Here is a 17,862-nt window from a genome sequence, read left to right as displayed (position 1 = left end):
TGCCTATGTTAATACAGTTAAACCCGACAGGTGTGTTAGATTTACTGTCGCAACTCGAAGTTGATTTATTAGAGCAATCATCCACCAGTGAGCGGTATAAGTTATTCAGAAATTGTGCTCTCGCGGTTCTTAATGTGGGCAGCCACACAGATTCAAGCTCAGAGATTTACAACAAATACGAAGATTTTGACATTCGTCTACTCAGTCGCGAACGCGGCATTAAAATTGAGCTACTCAACCCACCTGCAACTGCGTTTGTAGATGGTGAAATTATCACTGGTATTCACGAGCATATTTTCTCTGTTATTCGTGACATTTTATTTATCTGTCAAAAGTATGAAAAAGATTTAAGCGAACAAAAAGCCATTACCCATATGGTGTTTGACATGTTGCGTAATGCGGCGGCGCTTCAGGTTAATAGCGATCCGAGTATGATTGTCTGCTGGGGAGGACATTCAATCAATGAAGTTGAATATAAATACACAAAACAAGTTGGTTATGAATTAGGTCTACGCGGCTTAAATATTTGTACAGGTTGTGGCCCAGGTGCAATGAAAGGCCCAATGAAAGGCGCCACAATTGGCCATGCAAAACAACGAAATACCAACAACCGCTATTTAGGTCTAACTGAACCCAGTATTATTGCAGCAGAACCACCAAATCCAATCGTCAATGAGCTGGTTATACTTCCCGATATTGAAAAACGTCTTGAAGCCTTCATACGTACTGCCCATGCTATTATTATTTTCCCCGGTGGCGCGGGTACTGCTGAAGAATTATTATATTTATTAGGTATTTTACTGCATCCAGACAACGCCAAACAGTCATTACCGGTTATTCTAACTGGCCCTAAAGAAAGTGAGAACTACTTCATTGAGCTATGTCAATTTGTTGAAATGACGCTTGGTAAACAAGCCCTAGATAAATTTGAAGTGATCATTGATAACCCTGAATTAGTTGGGGTAAAACTAAAATCTGCGATGGCAAATGTGCGCGATTACCGTAAAAGCCAAGGTGATGCCTATTACTTTAATTGGACATTAAAAATCGCCAATGAATTTCAAAAACCCTTTGCTCCCACCCATGAAAACATGGCTGGACTTGACCTACACTTAGACCAAGAAAAGCAATTGCTTGCCGCTAACCTGCGGCGCGCATTTTCCGGAATTGTTGCCGGTAATGTAAAAGACGAAGGTATTCAAGCCATTAAACAGCATGGTCGATTTGTGATAAGTGGTGAACCAGCTTTAATGAAGGCAATGGATAGACTGCTACAAGCGTTTGTTGAGCAAGGAAGAATGAAACTTCCTGGGAGTAAGTATGTTCCATGTTATGAAGTTAAAGCATAAGGGCTAATATAGTCGTGTCAGGTCAGTTACTTTTAATAGACGCGCTTAATTTAATTAGGTGCATCTATGCAGTTGATAGTAATCAAAATAAAGGCAGTGATGAACAAATGATCAATACCTGCTGCGCGCGGGTGGCTCATGCCTGTGAAAAACTCATCAAAATTACCCAAGCAAGCCATGCAATTGCTGTATTTGATGGCGATAAAAGCTGGCGTTATCATTATTACGCACAGTATAAAAGTAGTCGCGCACCGATGCCAACTACACTAAGAAACGCATTGGATAAATTTAAACAAGCGATTGAACAAACCGGTATTGTGGTATTTGCGCCAGTTAATGATGAAGCAGATGACATCATTGCAACCTTAGCCCATAAAATGGCTGAAAATAAGTTGTATAGCACTATTGTTTCTACCGATAAGGGCTTTTTACCTAGCTTAAATAGTTACATTAATGTGTATGACTATTTTAAAAAAGACTATTTAGATCATGCATCTATCGAACAACGTTTTGGTGTTGAGCAATCAAGATTAATAGATTTTTGGGCTATGGCCGGTGATAAAACCAACGATATTCCCGGTATTAAAGGCATAGGCACTAAAACAGCTATAGAAATTATCAGCAAACATACGGATATTACACAAGCTACTGAAGATGAGACGTTATCACCTGCAGTACGTAAAAAGTTAGCCGCAGGTATGGCTGACTATATTACCTCTAAACATTTGGTTGCTTTACGTACAGATATTAATTTAGGCTTTAGTTTAAAGCAGTTAAGACTCAATTAATCGCATTCTCATAGCACTGAATTTGAACTATGCGTATACTCAATTTAAGTCTCAGTGTAAGAGTGTAAAATGTTTAAGAAAGTTTTTCGCTATCTCATATTAGGTTTAGGTGTATATGCCTTGATCGCTACGTTAGTCATTACATTTTATAAAGATGATCCGCAGGCGATGATCTGGCAAGACCGAGAAGCATTCAATAAACGTTATATCGCTAAGTTAAGTATAGAAACGCCAACTACCTTAAACACTGTTTTAGAGTATTTAGGCAGCCCCGATCTCACTTTCGCTAAACGTGATAACGAACAAGTATGGCAAATTATTTTTTACCGTACGCAGCATGTCAAGTCAGATGGGATCACTACAATGGATGAATGTACTGGTTTGCTGTTTAAAAATGGTGAATTAATTTTGTGGGGACCCAGTGCATTTGATGTATACGAGCAACATGGATAATTGATTAACTATGGATAGTCCCTGCGCACACGATCTTGCCAGCCTTTTTGAAAAAACTCATCAAGCATTGCGGTTTTATCATAATAAGAGCCAATGGCCACAGATTTATCCGCTTTTGAGTCAACTCGCTGAGCAGTATTATAAACTCTATAGTTCGCATCCAAATGCAATGCAAGCACAGCTGACTCTGTATCTCGACACCCACGGATACACAACAAATTTAGTAGTCAATCAATGCGTTATAATCAGTGCTTTGTGCCGTTCGTTAAACTACGACAGTAAAATCACACAACTTCTTATTTGTGTGTGTTTAACCAATTATTTATGTGTGCAAACACAAACCAATAAATTGGCACTGCGCCAACCATTAAATTTACAAGAGAAAAAACAGTGGCAATCGCGTCATCAGCTAGCGGTAAAATTACTGCAGTCGGCTAATGTACCCACAGAGCATATTGCGGGTATTTTATCGCGTTTAAATAAATATAAGCAGGCGTTGTTAAGCACACCAAAAATTATGATTTACGATGGACGCACTACCTTAGTTGCATTGGCAAATATTATTGCGATGAACATAACTTATCGCACACAAGATGATCATATTAATATTTACAAAGCGGTGGCTGATATTTATATCCGCACCCCTAACCTTTTTGCTCAACAGGCATTAAAAGCGTTAATTGCTCACCTTGGTCCCTACTTGCCGGGCTCTTTGGTACATTATCATGATCAGCAACTTACTTATATTGGCGAGGACTCACGGCAACGTCATTTGTTAATTGCATTAAATGAGCAACGCAACTCTAAATGGTATAGTGTAAAAGCCCAGTTAGCATCGAATTCAAAACAACGGCCAAGCCAAGATAAGCGATTATTATTCAGCGTATGGTTTAATGAACATCTCGCATTACCTGTTGAAGCGCTAAACGCTGAAAAACAGCAGTTATTAATGTTGATAAGCCAAGTTAAAGTACAACAAGAATATTCATACAGTGCACTTGCTAGATTACTTAATCATCACCCTACAACCGTTGAATTACTGCGAGAAGCTGTAAAACCTTACAACAAAGAGCATCTACCAGGTAAAGATTTACGTCATTGTTTATCGATGGTTGGTTTATATAATGCGCCAGCGATCATTCAACAAGTATTGTTTGATCAGCTAGTTAGTCACCATGCACACCCACTGATGCAGCATATCCAATTTCGGTTACAGGCAATTATCCGCTTGTTAGATCTTCTAATAAGTCATGATGAACATAATCAGTTTGAACATCTTGCCTTACCCATTTATGGCTATGTAAATTATTTAATTGAGTATTGTAGTACCACTATCAGCCGTAAAACATTGTATGAAAAACAGTTAAAAAGTGATGTAAGCATGCCATTTGCGTGGTTATTTGGCGTAACTACTTATGATAGTGATCAGCTAACTGATTATTTACTTGAGCTGCTAGGCGACAACCCATGGACACAAGCGCTATTGGATGCAGAGCAACAAAAAAAACAACATTTATCTGCAGAGGCGCAACTATGGGTTGCCATAAAGCTCATCGTTACTCATGTATTTCAACCCGATGCAAAACAAAGTCGCTGGCAAACTGATACTTTAGAGCGGGTACTAAAACGCCTTGATTGGCAATCAAGTGAACAATTTTATAACGAGCTACCCAGCTTAGGTTTAAGTAACAGCGTATGAATACTTATTAGACATTGTGACTAATTTAGCGCATTTTCGCGGGTTTTACTGGCAAAAAGTTGAATAAATTGCTATAAAAGCCGCTTACATTTTCAAACTCATTCACGTAAATACTCTAACAAGCGTTTGCAGTACATTATTGCTTCATTTACGTGCAATTCTACTCTTTTATAGGAAAAGTTCATGGCCAAACAAACCATCACAGTGATCAAAGGCGACGGCATCGGTCCGAGTATTATTGATTCAGCCCTTGAAATTTTAACAGCCGCAGGGTGCGATTTTGATTATGAATTCGTTGATGCAGGCCTTGCTGCCCTAGAGAAAACCGGTGAGTTATTGCCACAAGAAACAATTGATACAATTGCGCGTAATAAAATTACATTAAAAGGCCCACTAACTACACCTGTTGGTGAAGGTTTTACGTCAATCAACGTAACTTTACGTAAACAATTTGGCTTATACGCCAATGTTCGCCCAGTAAAATCATTTGTTGGGACTAAAGCACGCTATGAAGATATTGATATCATCACGGTACGTGAAAACACCCAAGGTATGTATTCAGGTTTAGGCCAAATAACCTCTGAAGATGGTAATGAAGCACAAGCAATGTCTATGATCACCCGTGAAGGTGCTGAAAAAATCGTTACGTTTGCATACGAACTTGCTGTACGTGAAGGCCGTAAAAAAGTAACCGCAGTTCATAAAGCCAACATTTTAAAATCAACGTCAGGTTTATTTCTTAAAGTTGCCCGTGAAGTAGCTGAGCGTTACCCTGAAATTGAATCAACTGAAATGATTGTTGATGCAACTTGTATGAAACTGGTAATGAGTCCAGAAGAGTTTGACGTTATTGTTACTACAAACTTATTTGGTGATATCTTATCTGATTTATGTGCAGGTCTTGTTGGTGGTTTAGGTATGGCGCCGGGTGCAAATATTGGTGAAGATGCCGCCATTTTTGAAGCCGTTCACGGAAGCGCACCGGATATTGCAGGTAAAAATTTAGCTAATCCAACGTCTGTAATTCTAGCGTCTATCCAAATGTTAGAGCATTTAGAAATGGGCGATACAGCAGAGCGTATCCGCAGTGCTGTTGCTGACGTGATCAGAACTGGCGACCGTACTACACGCGATTTAGGCGGCAGCCACGGTACGACTGATTTCACACAAGCTGTTATTGACCGTTTATAATTACAACGAACAATAATCGCTAATAAAAAAGCCAGTTTCGACTGGCTTTTTTGTCTTTGTTTTATCGTATTTTCCTTCGCAAGAAGCTCACTGGCAGTAGCACTAGCAGCAACCAAAATAAGCTTCCGCCGCTGGATCCTGAACTAGCCGCTTGTTTTTGCACTGTCACTGTAAGCAGAATCGGAGGCAATATTTCTTCAATACCGCTTGGAGAAGTATTAGATACTGTCAGAGTCACAGTGTAACTTCCCGCTTGGGTATATGTATGAGAAGGGTTGGCAAGCTCACTGACAACACTGCCATCACCAAAGTTCCAGCTATAAGCATAGTTATTAAAACCACCTTGCACATCACTGCTAAAATTAACCCGTAAATCGTTTGCGCTATACTGAGCCTGCGCGGCGAATAAAACCTGTGCAGACACTAATGTTACAAAAGACTGCATTGCATCGTTAGCATCCGTTACGGTTACGTTTATTGTGTAGTCACCACTGTGTTGATAACTATGACTAATATTTTGTCCAGTAGCCGTAGAACCATCACCAAGTTGCCATCTGTAACTATATGGTGCTTGCCCGCCAGAAATAGTGACTTGTGCAGTTACATTTCCTTTATCTACACTAGTCTCTATTTTCTGAATCGATAATGGCTCTAACAACTGAAAAGTCGTGACTTCTGCAAACTGTTGGCCTTGTTCGTTAGTACGGGTAAAATTAACGGTATAGCTACCGTAGTCGGCAAATTTATGGCTAGGGCTTAATTCTTCACTGCTTTGACCATCTCCAAACTGCCAGTTAAAACTATCAGTCGGGGTAAACGTCATGCCATTAATTTCAAAGTTCGCTTCAAGATCATTAGTTACCACAGTGATCCCAGATTGTGGTGTATAGCCTAAATTCAATTCAATTGAACTATTATCAACAGCTTGATCAACAATAGAGAAATTAAAACCATAGGGAGAAAGTTTTACGCCAGATGCCGGTTGCGGGGCAAAGCTGTAATCATTACGATCATCAAACTCGGTGATCCCGCTAAGCTGCTGATCACCTAAACCTTGGCGCTGTTCATAAAGGCCAAACGTCGCATCCCGTAACTGAATGCTAGTATTTGCAGGGCTGTTGGTTGAGCCGCGATTAATGCTACTTTGATCTGCATCCACAACCAGTATCATTCCCTCACCTAGGTGCTCCGGAACATTGTTATCGGTAAACGCTTCATTAGCAGACCACAGTAATAAACCTGGCGAATACTGCTCAACTTGCAGGCCACTGTCTATGCCAAAGTAACTTCGTAATTGTAAGTAGTAGTGCTGTGGCTTGGCATAAATATAAGCACCAACACGACTAAAACCAGCTAATTGTGCAGACGATGGTTGCTCTGCATTATCGTGCCAAACTAAGGTATTACCTTGGCTAATACTTAAATCATCAACCACAAAGCCAAAATAATTTGTATAAATATCAGTTTGGTATGTAAAACTGATGGTGATAGTCTGCCCAGCAAAGTCAGACAAATCAAAGCGATGGCGTAAATAATTATTCGGCTGCTGACTACCTGGTTTAGCGCTTGATGAGCCTGTGATATAAGGTCCAATATCGCCATAAAATGGATTGTCCGTTTCAGTATATTGTGAAGCAATTGGCTGTGAATTTACCAGTACTTGAACATAATCATAATCCACTTCAATACTGTAATACGCAGTTAAATCAAGATAAGTAGGCTGCGAACTTGCGGGTAGTTCAATAGTAAACGTCATACTATTAGCAATATTATCACCGCTACCAGAGTGATACTGAAAGCGCCCTTCTACCGCATCATAAAATGGCTCCAATGCAACGGGTAATGTTACTTTTAGCTGATTCAGCTGGGTTGATGTACCACTACTGTGCTGTAATACCTGTTGTTTATTGGTGGCAACTTCATCTAAGGTAATACTTTTTTGATTAAGCCAATTACCCTGATAACGATTTTGCAAATACTCTAAAGCATAGGGGCTAAACATCACAGGCTGTGAGCCTCGGGGAGCCCCTGCCCAACTGCCCCCCGACATTACTGACCATGACGCCACCGGCTCACCAAGGTTACTCCCTGTTAAGTCATATTCATCAGGCAAACCTAAATCATGACCAAACTCATGCACTACCACGCCTATTCCAGCATCAATAGGATTGATCGTATAACCAAATAAACGTGTTGCGCTGCCCGCAACCGCAGTTGGTTGATTATTTTCATCGTACACATAAAAGCGATGAGACCAGATTGCATCGGTGCCAAGTAAACCACCACCGGCTTCTTCACCCACACTCGAATGAAAAATCATGACATGATCGATAATGCCATCAGGCTCATTAGTTATACCATCGCCATCTATATCATCGAGATCTGTTAAATCGTAATCGGCTAAATTGATGTTAAACTGGGCTACCGCTTTTTCTACCGCTTCATGTACTAAACTGGGGGCATCTATATCATTATTTTCACCTTGGCGTGCGCCGTATGTTTTAGCCTCATTATCAGCTCTGACCCAGCCATACACTTTACCTGTGAACGATAAACTTTGCCCTGAAGCTTGCTGATAATATTGATATGCAGTTTGCAACGTTTGTTGCTCAGGCCCTGTATAGCCAGCGGTTGCGAATAACATTTGTTGATAGTGATCAATGTTGTAGTCTGTATAGTACATATCAGTATCAGCAGCCACTAAGCCGTTTTCGTCATGCGGCAGATCAGGAAAATCAACTAAAATAGCGAGTACCTTAACGGTGTTTTTTTGCGCATTAGGTAGCTGTGCAGACATGCTTGCCATACGCTTTTGCATAACTCGCTGCTGATTTAATATTGCTGGTGTACGCGGGCGATGAAAAAGGTGCGTACCACCGTGACCAATATAATCAGTTAACACAACATGCGAGTCTGGCTGGCCATCAAGTTGCCCGCGTTTATCTAACCAATAGAGGATCCGCTCTTTATTGATTATTCCAATATCTGTTGGACTACTTGATTGCGGCTTTGCCACAGTCGATTGACTTAACGATGCCAAGATCAAGGCAAGGAACAATGGGGCGTATTTCACTTTATCACCTGTTTACCATTTTATTGTTGCTATCATAGCGAACAATTTCACAACGCACATGTTATTTTACGTGATGAACGAACAAATGGTTTACTTACGAAAAGTCGCATAATTTCTTTTGTTTTTGTCATTTTAATTACAAATTAAAGCAACTTTAAAATAAAAATACATTTAATTTGCAAATTTAATGCAAGTTTGCAGATTCTCGGTTGACATCGAATAGCAAAAGCTTTAAAAATAAGGGTATTAAAATTAGTGAATGAATTGTGTTCTTTTAGTAGCGCAATGAGATCAGTCATTAAATAATTTATAACAGCACAAATAGAAGAAAAATAGCGCTATGAATATTCAACGTCACCTTGTCAATGTACTCGTACTGGTCTTAGTCTTAAGCCCAGCGGGGATGTATTAGAAGGTGAACACGCTTTTTAAAAACCCCCGCTTTCAGCGGGGGTTTTTTTATGCATTTAAAATACAATGCCATTGCGATTAAATAGTGAGAAGAGTGAAGCTACTCTGCTCTTTATTTTAACAAAGGTATTAGGCACGCAGAGGAATGAGGATGAGTACACAACAATATAATGGCTCCGAACTAGTTGTTCAGGCATTAAAAGCATTGAAGGTAAAATATATATTTGGCTACCCTGGTGGCTCAGTATTAGATTTATATGATGCATTATTTCAACAAGATGATGTTGAGCATATTTTAGTGCGCCATGAACAAGCGGCAACCCACATGGCTGATGGCTATGCTCGCGCTACCGGCGAAGTAGGTGTTGTTTTAGCCACTTCAGGTCCTGGTGCGACTAATTGCATTACTGGCATTGCAACGGCTTATATGGATTCAATTCCAATGGTAGTGTTATCTGGTCAAGTACCCACTAATTTAATTGGTGATGATGCGTTTCAAGAAACCGATATTGTTGGTTGCTCTCGACCTATTGTTAAACATAGTTTTAACTGTCGCAACGCGAAAGACATTCCGGCCATTTTAGCGAAAGCTTTTTACATTGCCAGCACAGGCCGTCCAGGCCCTGTAGTTGTAGAGTTGCCAAAGGATATGTTAAATCCGGCACTGAAATTTGATTTTAATTTCCCTGCAACAACCGAGCTTAGAACTTACAGCCCAAATACCAAAGGCCATCCAAAACAAATTCGCAAAGCAGTTACGGCTATTTTAGAGGCAAAGAAATTAGTCATCTATTCCGGCGGCGGGATTGTTATTTCAAATACCTCAGAGCAGTTAACTCACTTAGTTGAGTCACTCAATGCGCCAATCACTAATACCTTAATGGGGTTAGGGGGCATTTCCGGTGTGCATCCTAATTTCGTTGGCATGCTTGGTATGCACGGCAGTCTTGAAGCAAATAAAGCGATGGCCAATGCAGATGTAATTTTAGCATTAGGCGCGCGTTTTGATGACAGGGTAACCAATAACGTTAAAAAGTTCTGCCCGAACGCCACCATAGTCCATGTTGATGTTGATCCGACTTCAATTTCTAAAACCATTAAAGCGCACATACCTGTGGTGGGTTGTTTATCCACGGTACTTGAGCAATTACAGACGGCAATCGATAACAGCCCGCTCAAAATTGATCGTAGTGCGCAAGAAGATTGGTGGCGTCAAATCATCAGTTGGCGTGAGCAAAAATGCTTAAGCTACAACCATGAAGGCGACAAAATTAAGCCACAGGCGGTCATTGAGGCAATTTATAAAGCCACCAATGGCGATGCTTATATTAGCTCTGACGTTGGTCAACATCAGATGTTTGCAGCGCAGTACTACCCGTTTAAAAATCCGCGTCAATGGATAAACTCAGGCGGGCTTGGCACTATGGGCTTTGGCTTACCAGCTGCAATGGGGGTAAAACTTGCCTTTCCAGATAAAGAATCAGTGTGTGTAACCGGCGATGGTTCGATTCAAATGAACATTCAAGAACTATCAACCTGTTTGCAATATAACTTAGCGGTAAAAGTGGTGTCACTGAATAACCGCTCGCTTGGTATGGTTCGTCAATGGCAAGATATGGTTTATGGTGGTCGCCATTCATCTTCTTATATGGAATCACTTCCGGATTTCGTCAAGCTTGCTGAAAGTTACGGTCATGTAGGCATTCGCGTTAACACGCTTGAAGAGCTACAACCTGCTATTGATAAAGCAATGGCGATAAATGATCGTTTAGTATTTTTAGATATTTTAGTTGATGAAAATGAACATGTTTACCCAATGCAAATTAAACTTGGGGCCGTTGATGACATGTGGTTACGTAAAGGAGTGAAAGCATAATGCGCCGTATATTATCTATTTTACTTGAGAATGAGCCTGGCTCTTTATCGCGCATCGTAGGCCTGTTTTCACAACGCGCCTACAACATCGATAGCTTAACCGTAGGCACAACTGACGATCATTCGTTATCGCGGATCACCATCACCACTATGGGGGATGACCGCGTGGTGGAGCAAATCACCAAACAGGTGAATAAGTTAGTCGATGTATTAAAAATTATTGATTTGACGGAAATGGCACACATCGAGCGTGAGCTGTTATTAGTCAAAGTATTTGCGCAAGATGAAACTAAACGTGCCGCTGTAACGCGAGTTGTTGATGTGTTTCAAGGTGCTATTTTAGACATGGGACGTAACAGTTATACATTACAGCTTGTGAGTAGCACTGATAAAATTGAATCATTTTTAGATACTCTGCGACATGAAACAGACATAGTCGAAGTTGTACGCTCTGGTGCCGTTGGTATTGGTCGTGGTGATAAAGCGTTAAAAGCCTAAATCAAGATTTATCGCGGACACAAAAAAAGGGCTAATTAGCCCTTTTTTAATTAATCAATTAACTCGATTAAGGATTAACTTGATCTTTAAGACCTTTACCCGCTTTAAAGCTTGGGATAGTTGCCGCTGAAATTTGAATTTCTGCACCAGTTTGTGGGTTACGGCCAGTACGTGCAGCACGTTCTTTTACAGAGAAAGTACCAAAACCAACGAGTGCAACTGAATTACCCTCTTTTAATGAAGAAGTAACAGCACCAGTGAATGCATCAAGTGCACGTGTAGCTGCTGCTTTAGAGATTTCTGCATCAGTAGCGATTTTTTCAACTAATTGAGCTTTATTCATTTGTTAAATTCCTATTCGTTATTATTTTGCCTTCGCAAAACCTATCTTTATGCATTTTTTAAGGATTGGCAACAGCAAATTGCCTTTTTTACGTAAATTCTTAAAAAATGAGCAAATTTTAAATAATTGCCCAAATAAATACTGATTTAAACATTAACCAACAGTGAATAGAATCACTTTGTTAGTAAATCAATATGACAATTTGTTTATCATTCCACTTTTTCGATAACTAAGGTCACTTCCCCGACCTCGATACCAAACTTATCAATAGCAGTGCGGTTAATCAAGCGCGATTGTGTAACCAAGTACATCCAATCATCTAAATTAACTTCGATGGTGTCGTCTTGGTAAGGTAATTCGAGGGTATATTGCCAATGAAATACACTACCATTACTGCTTCCTTTGGCAATACCAATGACATCAGACGCGGTACCCGTAAGTGTATTATCATCGTTTAAGGTGATTTTCCATACTCGTCGCTGAGTCTCACCATCATCATAAACAAAATCTTCTTCTATCACCCCCTGATTGCCATCCCAGCTAGCGTTCATATCAACGACCATCTTACGGGTTAATTCGCCGCTGTAATCCTGCACAACGCCATAAGCTTTCAATTTGCCATTAAAGAATTGCTTAAAATTAAATTCAGGATTACTGCCTTGATAATGCTCCACATCAGGAGCAACACAGCTGACTAATAAAAAACAAAAAAATAGTGTGAAGACTGACGTTAGCTTGTTCATTTTTGCTCCCCGATTAATTGTTTACGCATTGTTGGTTCAGACGTTTGTGGTGATAGCCAAATAGCTAAAAAGTTATCAGCAAACTCACTGTCATCAATTCCACCAAGCTTAGAATCATTATGATAAAAGGTGCCGTCACCTTGCTCATCAGTTATAAATGACAGTGTTTCTCCTTCTTTAATATCTGGCCATAAAGCAAGCAGTTCTTTATCGTACTTGCCGATCAAGTTTATTTTACCTAAATGTTGCCATTGCTCATTAGTGGCTTTAACAATATCTTTAGCAGCAAAGTCCCTTAAATAAGTTAACGATAACTTGCTCGGATGTTGGCCAAACTGATATTTACCAGAAGGAGTCGCAAGCTTTGCATCATAGACATCCCAAAAATAATACTCAAAACGGCTCTGCCCTACCTGTTTAAACTCAATTGCCATGCTATTCATTGATAACAGTAACAAAGGGATACTTAGTACAGAAATGATAGATTTACGCATAACGGATCCTGTTAGTAGTCGGTATTGATACACAATCACTGCTTTGATTGATCGCCTAAAAGAAAATAGGTCGCAATTTTTTTATTCACAAAGATAATGCAATTAAACATCAGTGCCCAGCTAAGACCATACACCAACCAAAACAGCCATAATGGCTGTGCAATTGTTATTACCTCAAACCTTGCACCAGCCCAGTAACTTGCCGGTGCAAACATAGCGCACACAACAACTGATAAATACCAAGGTAGTCGAGTTAAAAATTGCATTGAGGTATTCACGGTCAAAAGCAGTGCGCTCCACAATAATACAAACCAAATTGGATAAGGGTTTGATTTAAAGCCAAGGAAATTTAATTGCACCATAAGGTATTCAAAGCCAAGCGCGATACTAAGGCCGAGCAATAATAGCAGTGAGTCTTGCTTACGTTGTTTTGATAACAACAGCATCAGCACTACCACTGCCGCAATAGCTAAATTTGCGCTGTCTTCAAGGAGTAAGGCCATAAACCAAACACCTTGAAAAAGAGCGAAATTAATAACCGAGTGCAATATCATCACCCGAGTGGCTGAAACGAGGTTTACGCGCAACTAAATGCACTGTGCTGGTTGCTCGAGTACGAAATGCACCTTCGCAGTATGCTAAATAAAACAGCCATAAACGATAGAAACGCTGATCAAACTTTACTTTGTCAATCTCTGGCCTGCTTGCAATAAACCGCGTTCGCCAATCCGCCAACGTTCTAGCGTAATGAACACCAATGTCCTTAATACTGTGTACAACCATATCTGTTTGCTGTTTGATTTGCTTATTCATCTCATCAATACATGGCAAACAACCACCAGGGAAAATATATTGCTGAATAAAATCTGAGTTTTTTAAATAGTGCTGGTAGCGTTGATCGCCGATAGTGATGGCCTGGATCAACATAGCGCCAGTCTCTTTTAGTAACTCATTACACTTTTGGAAAAAGCTTGGCAAAAACTCATGACCAACAGCCTCAATCATCTCTATTGAAACAAGCTTGTCATACCGTCCTTCAAGTAAGCGGTAATCTTGTTTCAATAATGTGATTTTATCTTCAAGCCCTAATTCGGCTACTTTCTGTGCTACATAGGCATGTTGCTCATCAGAGATCGTCGTGGTGGTTACATGGCAGCCGTAATGAGTTGCCGCATGTATCGCAAATGCTCCCCAGCCTGTGCCAATTTCAATTACGCTATCGCCGTGTTGTAAATCTACTTGCTGACAAATTAAATCCAATTTATGACTTTGCGCTTGCTCAAGGGTTGCGTCTTTTGTCGGGTAAACAGCACATGAATACAGCATCTCTGTGCTTAAAAACGATGAATAGAGGTCGTTGCCTAAATCATAATGGGCAACAATGTTTTTTTTCGAACCATGCTGCGAGTTTTTATTTTTAAAATGATTAAGACGAAAATAAATATTACTAAAAAATGCAAACTTCTTCTCAAAGGCGTCCAACTCTGCCTGATTTATCGCAAAAATTTCAATTAATGCAGTTAAATTATCGCAGTCCCAATGGCCAAGAATATAGGACTCCCCCGCACCAACACTACCAGATAAAGCAAATGCTTTATACATTGCAGGATCATTTACGGTTAACTGCACTTTGAGCTGGCTGTGCTGATCACCAAAATGCACAATATCATTGCCATGAACTAAAGTAATATGGCCAACTTTGAGGCTGCTAAACGCACCAAATACAAGCTTTTTATATACTTTTACTAGCCAATCGCGCGATTGCCCACTTTCTAGATTGGACACTTTTTCCATAACTTCACCTAAAATTTTATTGCAGTGTCTTAACTGCCGTTACCTGAATGACCAATAAAAGGCACTCGCTTACAAAACAACTTAAACGCATGGACGTAGGTACCTTTAAAAATAGTCCACGTCATTGCTGGAAACCGTTTTAACAAGCGACTGATCGTTGCCTTAGTTAATGTTTGTCGTTCAAGCCTCAGTGTGGCGTCAAACAACAATTGGTCATCTTTTTTATTTTCAATATGTATCATGGTGTTATCTTTATTAAAACGGATATGCCAATGATAGTTCATATCAAGATCCATGAAAGGTGATACGGAAAAAGTCTTTTTAAAGTTCACTTTTTTTTCAAGTGGTACTAAATAGTAATGTCGTTCATTCCATGGAGTATTACTCACCTCAGCAACCATGTGAGTAAAGTCACCTGTTGCGATTTGGTAGAAATAGAAATTTACCGGGCTAAAGTAAACCCCTAAGCAACGTAATTGCCCTAGCATATACACACCCGTAAATGAGTCTGAAACGCCAAGTTGGGCAATTCTAGTAAATGCACGTTGACTGATAGTGTGTTGCGGTTGCTCTGCGTATGCTAGATAGTCTTGTTGACAAAACTTCAGTGCCTTAAATCCATTCGTCCCAAGCCAAGGGTGCACGCCATCCAAACAATCCGGTGCCATTAAATCAACCCACATCATATAAATGGGATAGTTAAATTGATGTGCATTTACAGCAAATCGACGATGTTTAACATCGCCAATATAAACCGCGCTAGTCAAACTCAACCCCAAGCTGGCATGCTACATCAACCGCACTTCTGACACCGTCTTCATGAAAACCGTTGTACCAGTATGCGCCGCAGAAAAAGCTATTATTAACACCATCTATCAACGGTTTTTGCTGCTGAGCGGCAATTGATGCTTTGTTAAACACCGGATGATGATAAGTAAATTCACGTAAAATCTTTGCTCTATCAATGCCTTCACGATGATTTAAGGTCACACAAAACTGAATATCGCTTTGTATACCCTGCAGAATATTCATTTGATAAGTTACCACTGCGGCCTTGTCAGTATGATCATTTAGCAAGTAATTCCAGCTGGCCCACGCTGCTTTTCGCTTTGGCAATAAACCTGTATCGGTGTGTAAGATCACTGAGTTCTCAGTGTAAGGAATCGCACCGAGTACCATTTGCTCATCCGCGCTTGGCTCATCGATTAAGGTCAGCGCTTGGTCTGAATGACACGCAAAAATCACTTTATCAAAAGTTTCACTGTGCCCATCAGCAAACTCAATGGTGATCATTTGCTCATTTCTTGTTACTGTTTTTATATGACTATTAAGCTGAATTTTGTCTGCAAAACCTTTTATAAGTGGAGCGATGTATTCACGCGAACCGCCGGGGATCACATACCACTGCGGTCGGTTAGTAATATCTAGTAAGCCATGATTAAAGAAAAACTTTACAAAAAACTCAACCCCCACATTACTCATTTCTTTAATGCTGGTAGACCAAATCGCCGCCCCCATTGGCAAAATGTAATGATAACGGAAAAAATCGTTAAAGCCGTGTTGATCAAGTATCGCACCTAATGTTTGACCCTGTTGATATTGGTTAGCTGCGTGTAATGATTTACATAATTTATTAAAACGCACAATATCACTGAGTAATTTCCAAAACCGCGGACGAAATATATTACGTTTTTGGGCAAATAAACTGGTAAAGGTATGTCCATTGTATTCAAAGCCCGTTTGCTCATTATGCACACTGAAGCTCATTTGCGTGGGCTGGCGCTCAACACCAATACGCTTTAGCAATTTCTCAAAGTTGGGATAAGTGCGGTCGTTAAACACGATAAAACCGGTGTCTACTGCGTATTCATTGCCATCTACAAGCACATCGACTGTCGCTGTATGTCCACCAATGTAATTGTTTTTTTCAAAAACGGTGATATCGTACTTCTTATGCAGTAGCTGAGCACAACTTAGGCCGGCTATTCCCGACCCTATAATAGCGATTTTTTTCAACGCGTTAATCCTTTTGCAAGTTTAAGCCAAAGTGGTAATGGCAATATACGTAAACATTTTAAAATAAGAGTAAATCGATAAGGAAAATGCACTTCTTTGCGTCTTTTTGCTACGCCTTTAATAATATAATCAGCCGCTTTTTCAGCTGTTACGGCCATTGGCATGGGGAAGTCGTTTTTGTCTGTGAGTGGCGTTTTAACAAATCCTGGGTGTACTAAGGTGACATCAATATCGTTTAAATCAATGGCTAAACTTTTAGCTAAATAACTAACTCCAGCCTTGGACGCACCATACGCTTCTGAGCGCGGCAGGGGTAAATAAGTAACACTTGAGCTGACTAGCACCAGCTGGCCACCGGCTTTAATTTTAGGTAACAGTGCTTCTAGGCAATAACCCATACTGAGTAAGTTGGTTGTCACAACGCGGGTAAATAAGCTGCTATCGAAGTTACGCGCATCATCAATATACTCACAATTACCGGCATTTAAAATCACTCGGTCTAAATTAGGATAAGCTGCAGTAGCAAGACGTATCTGTTGAATATCGGTGGCATCAAACTGACATGCTGCAATATTGTCAAACTGTGCAAGCGCATTTAATTTGTCTTGGTTTCGACCACACGCTATCACAGTATCACCTGCTCTCGCGTATTGTTTTGCTAGTTGCTCCCCTATTCCAGAGGTCGCGCCAGTTATCAGGGTGATCATGATTGTGCTGCCTTTTTGTCTATGTATTTAATAACAGACCCAAGGAGTGGGATCTGGCGATATAACAAAGCACCAACGTCAAAGTAATCTCGATGACTAATGATTTTCTCGCCAGCAAAGCGTAAGTGGCTGTGCCCTTCAACACTTATTTGCTGTGCACCATTGAGCTTTGGGTGCGCGTATTGCATCGTCCAGTACACAAATGCCCTATCATCCGTGCTGACGGTATCACTGATGATAAATTGACAATAATTCAGATTGCTATAAAGACCTGAAAAATAATCGCTTAATTCAGTTAAGCCACTTACCTCATGGAGAGGATCTTTAAACGCAATATCCGGATCATAAATCTCATCCAATAAATATAAATTGTCTTTATTGAGTGACTGATAAACTTCAATAAATTTTTCCGTTTTGTGGTTACCCAT

General features: G+C 40.2%; 17 protein-coding genes. 7 read left to right on the top strand and 10 right to left on the bottom strand.

The features are described from left to right. Positions 1–5: 5 nt before the first annotated feature. The 5 genes from ppnN to NDQ71_RS20750 all read left to right on the top strand — a co-directional run bounded on the left by ppnN (position 6) and on the right by NDQ71_RS20750 (position 5,480). A complete protein-coding gene (ppnN, locus tag NDQ71_RS20770) occupies positions 6–1,349 on the top strand; it encodes a nucleotide 5'-monophosphate nucleosidase PpnN (RefSeq protein ID WP_192541755.1) in 1,344 nt (447 codons plus the stop codon). 14 nt (positions 1,350–1,363) lie between these two features. Further along, the gene (xni, locus tag NDQ71_RS20765) at positions 1,364–2,137 is read left to right on the top strand and encodes a flap endonuclease Xni (protein WP_301563077.1); all 774 of its coding nucleotides are present in this window, start codon (positions 1,364–1,366) and stop codon (positions 2,135–2,137) included. A gap of 69 nt (positions 2,138–2,206) precedes the next feature. Further along, positions 2,207–2,590, top strand: coding sequence for a DUF3192 domain-containing protein (locus NDQ71_RS20760; protein WP_064664978.1), 384 nt, complete (start codon positions 2,207–2,209; stop codon positions 2,588–2,590). 10 nt (positions 2,591–2,600) lie between these two features. Further along, positions 2,601–4,289 (top strand): hypothetical protein, encoded by a 1,689-nt coding sequence (locus tag NDQ71_RS20755; protein ID WP_301563076.1) that lies wholly within the window; start codon positions 2,601–2,603, stop codon positions 4,287–4,289. Positions 4,290–4,472: 183 nt separating this feature from the next. After that, the gene (locus tag NDQ71_RS20750; RefSeq protein ID WP_064664980.1) at positions 4,473–5,480 is read left to right on the top strand and encodes an isocitrate dehydrogenase; all 1,008 of its coding nucleotides are present in this window, start codon (positions 4,473–4,475) and stop codon (positions 5,478–5,480) included. A 61-nt stretch (positions 5,481–5,541) separates the two neighbouring features. On the opposite strand, the gene NDQ71_RS20745 is transcribed toward NDQ71_RS20750, so the two are convergent. Further along, a complete protein-coding gene (locus NDQ71_RS20745) occupies positions 5,542–8,553 on the bottom strand; it encodes an immune inhibitor A domain-containing protein (protein WP_301563075.1) in 3,012 nt (1,003 codons plus the stop codon). A 562-nt stretch (positions 8,554–9,115) separates the two neighbouring features. On the opposite strand from NDQ71_RS20745, the gene NDQ71_RS20740 reads away from it, so the two are divergent. Both NDQ71_RS20740 and ilvN read left to right on the top strand, forming a co-directional pair. Then, positions 9,116–10,840 carry an acetolactate synthase 3 large subunit gene (locus tag NDQ71_RS20740; protein ID WP_064664982.1) on the top strand — a complete coding sequence of 575 codons (1,725 nt, stop codon included), beginning with the start codon at positions 9,116–9,118 and terminating at the stop codon, positions 10,838–10,840. Beyond that, positions 10,840–11,337 carry an acetolactate synthase small subunit gene (gene ilvN, locus NDQ71_RS20735; RefSeq protein ID WP_064664983.1) on the top strand — a complete coding sequence of 166 codons (498 nt, stop codon included), beginning with the start codon at positions 10,840–10,842 and terminating at the stop codon, positions 11,335–11,337. Before NDQ71_RS20740 ends, ilvN begins: the two co-directional genes overlap by 1 nt. Before the next feature lie 67 nt (positions 11,338–11,404). On the opposite strand, the gene NDQ71_RS20730 is transcribed toward ilvN, so the two are convergent. From NDQ71_RS20730 to NDQ71_RS20690, 9 genes are all read right to left on the bottom strand, one after another. Continuing rightward, a complete protein-coding gene (locus NDQ71_RS20730) occupies positions 11,405–11,680 on the bottom strand; it encodes an HU family DNA-binding protein (RefSeq protein ID WP_145235830.1) in 276 nt (91 codons plus the stop codon). Positions 11,681–11,889: 209 nt separating this feature from the next. Continuing rightward, on the bottom strand, positions 11,890–12,423 hold the full coding sequence (locus NDQ71_RS20725) for a DUF3833 domain-containing protein (RefSeq protein WP_301563074.1): 534 nt from the start codon (positions 12,421–12,423) through the stop codon (positions 11,890–11,892). Beyond that, on the bottom strand, positions 12,420–12,866 hold the full coding sequence (locus tag NDQ71_RS20720; RefSeq protein ID WP_301563098.1) for a chalcone isomerase family protein: 447 nt from the start codon (positions 12,864–12,866) through the stop codon (positions 12,420–12,422). The genes NDQ71_RS20725 and NDQ71_RS20720 overlap by 4 nt, the downstream gene beginning before the upstream one ends. A gap of 86 nt (positions 12,867–12,952) precedes the next feature. After that, positions 12,953–13,471, bottom strand: a complete 519-nt coding sequence (locus NDQ71_RS20715) for a DUF2878 domain-containing protein (protein ID WP_283709319.1) — start codon at positions 13,469–13,471, stop codon at positions 12,953–12,955. Then, positions 13,449–14,711, bottom strand: coding sequence for a cyclopropane-fatty-acyl-phospholipid synthase family protein (locus tag NDQ71_RS20710; RefSeq protein WP_301563073.1), 1,263 nt, complete (start codon positions 14,709–14,711; stop codon positions 13,449–13,451). Before NDQ71_RS20710 ends, NDQ71_RS20715 begins: the two co-directional genes overlap by 23 nt. A gap of 29 nt (positions 14,712–14,740) precedes the next feature. Continuing rightward, entirely contained in the window at positions 14,741–15,478 is a 738-nt protein-coding gene (locus NDQ71_RS20705; protein WP_301563072.1) for a DUF1365 domain-containing protein, read from the bottom strand. Further along, positions 15,471–16,727: an NAD(P)/FAD-dependent oxidoreductase gene (locus NDQ71_RS20700; RefSeq protein WP_301563071.1), complete on the bottom strand. Its 1,257-nt coding sequence runs from the start codon at positions 16,725–16,727 to the stop codon at positions 15,471–15,473. Before NDQ71_RS20700 ends, NDQ71_RS20705 begins: the two co-directional genes overlap by 8 nt. Continuing rightward, positions 16,724–17,434 (bottom strand): SDR family NAD(P)-dependent oxidoreductase, encoded by a 711-nt coding sequence (locus NDQ71_RS20695; protein ID WP_283709218.1) that lies wholly within the window; start codon positions 17,432–17,434, stop codon positions 16,724–16,726. The genes NDQ71_RS20700 and NDQ71_RS20695 overlap by 4 nt, the downstream gene beginning before the upstream one ends. Beyond that, on the bottom strand, positions 17,431–17,862 hold the full coding sequence (locus NDQ71_RS20690; protein ID WP_064664992.1) for a nuclear transport factor 2 family protein: 432 nt from the start codon (positions 17,860–17,862) through the stop codon (positions 17,431–17,433). Before NDQ71_RS20690 ends, NDQ71_RS20695 begins: the two co-directional genes overlap by 4 nt.

Origin of the sequence: Pseudoalteromonas sp. KG3 (assembly GCF_030436385.1) — a bacterium.
GTDB classification, from domain to species: Bacteria; Pseudomonadota; Gammaproteobacteria; order Enterobacterales; family Alteromonadaceae; genus Pseudoalteromonas; species Pseudoalteromonas prydzensis.
The sequence above is the reverse complement of the archived record's forward strand: the minus strand, read 5'-3'. Positions and strand labels throughout refer to the sequence as shown.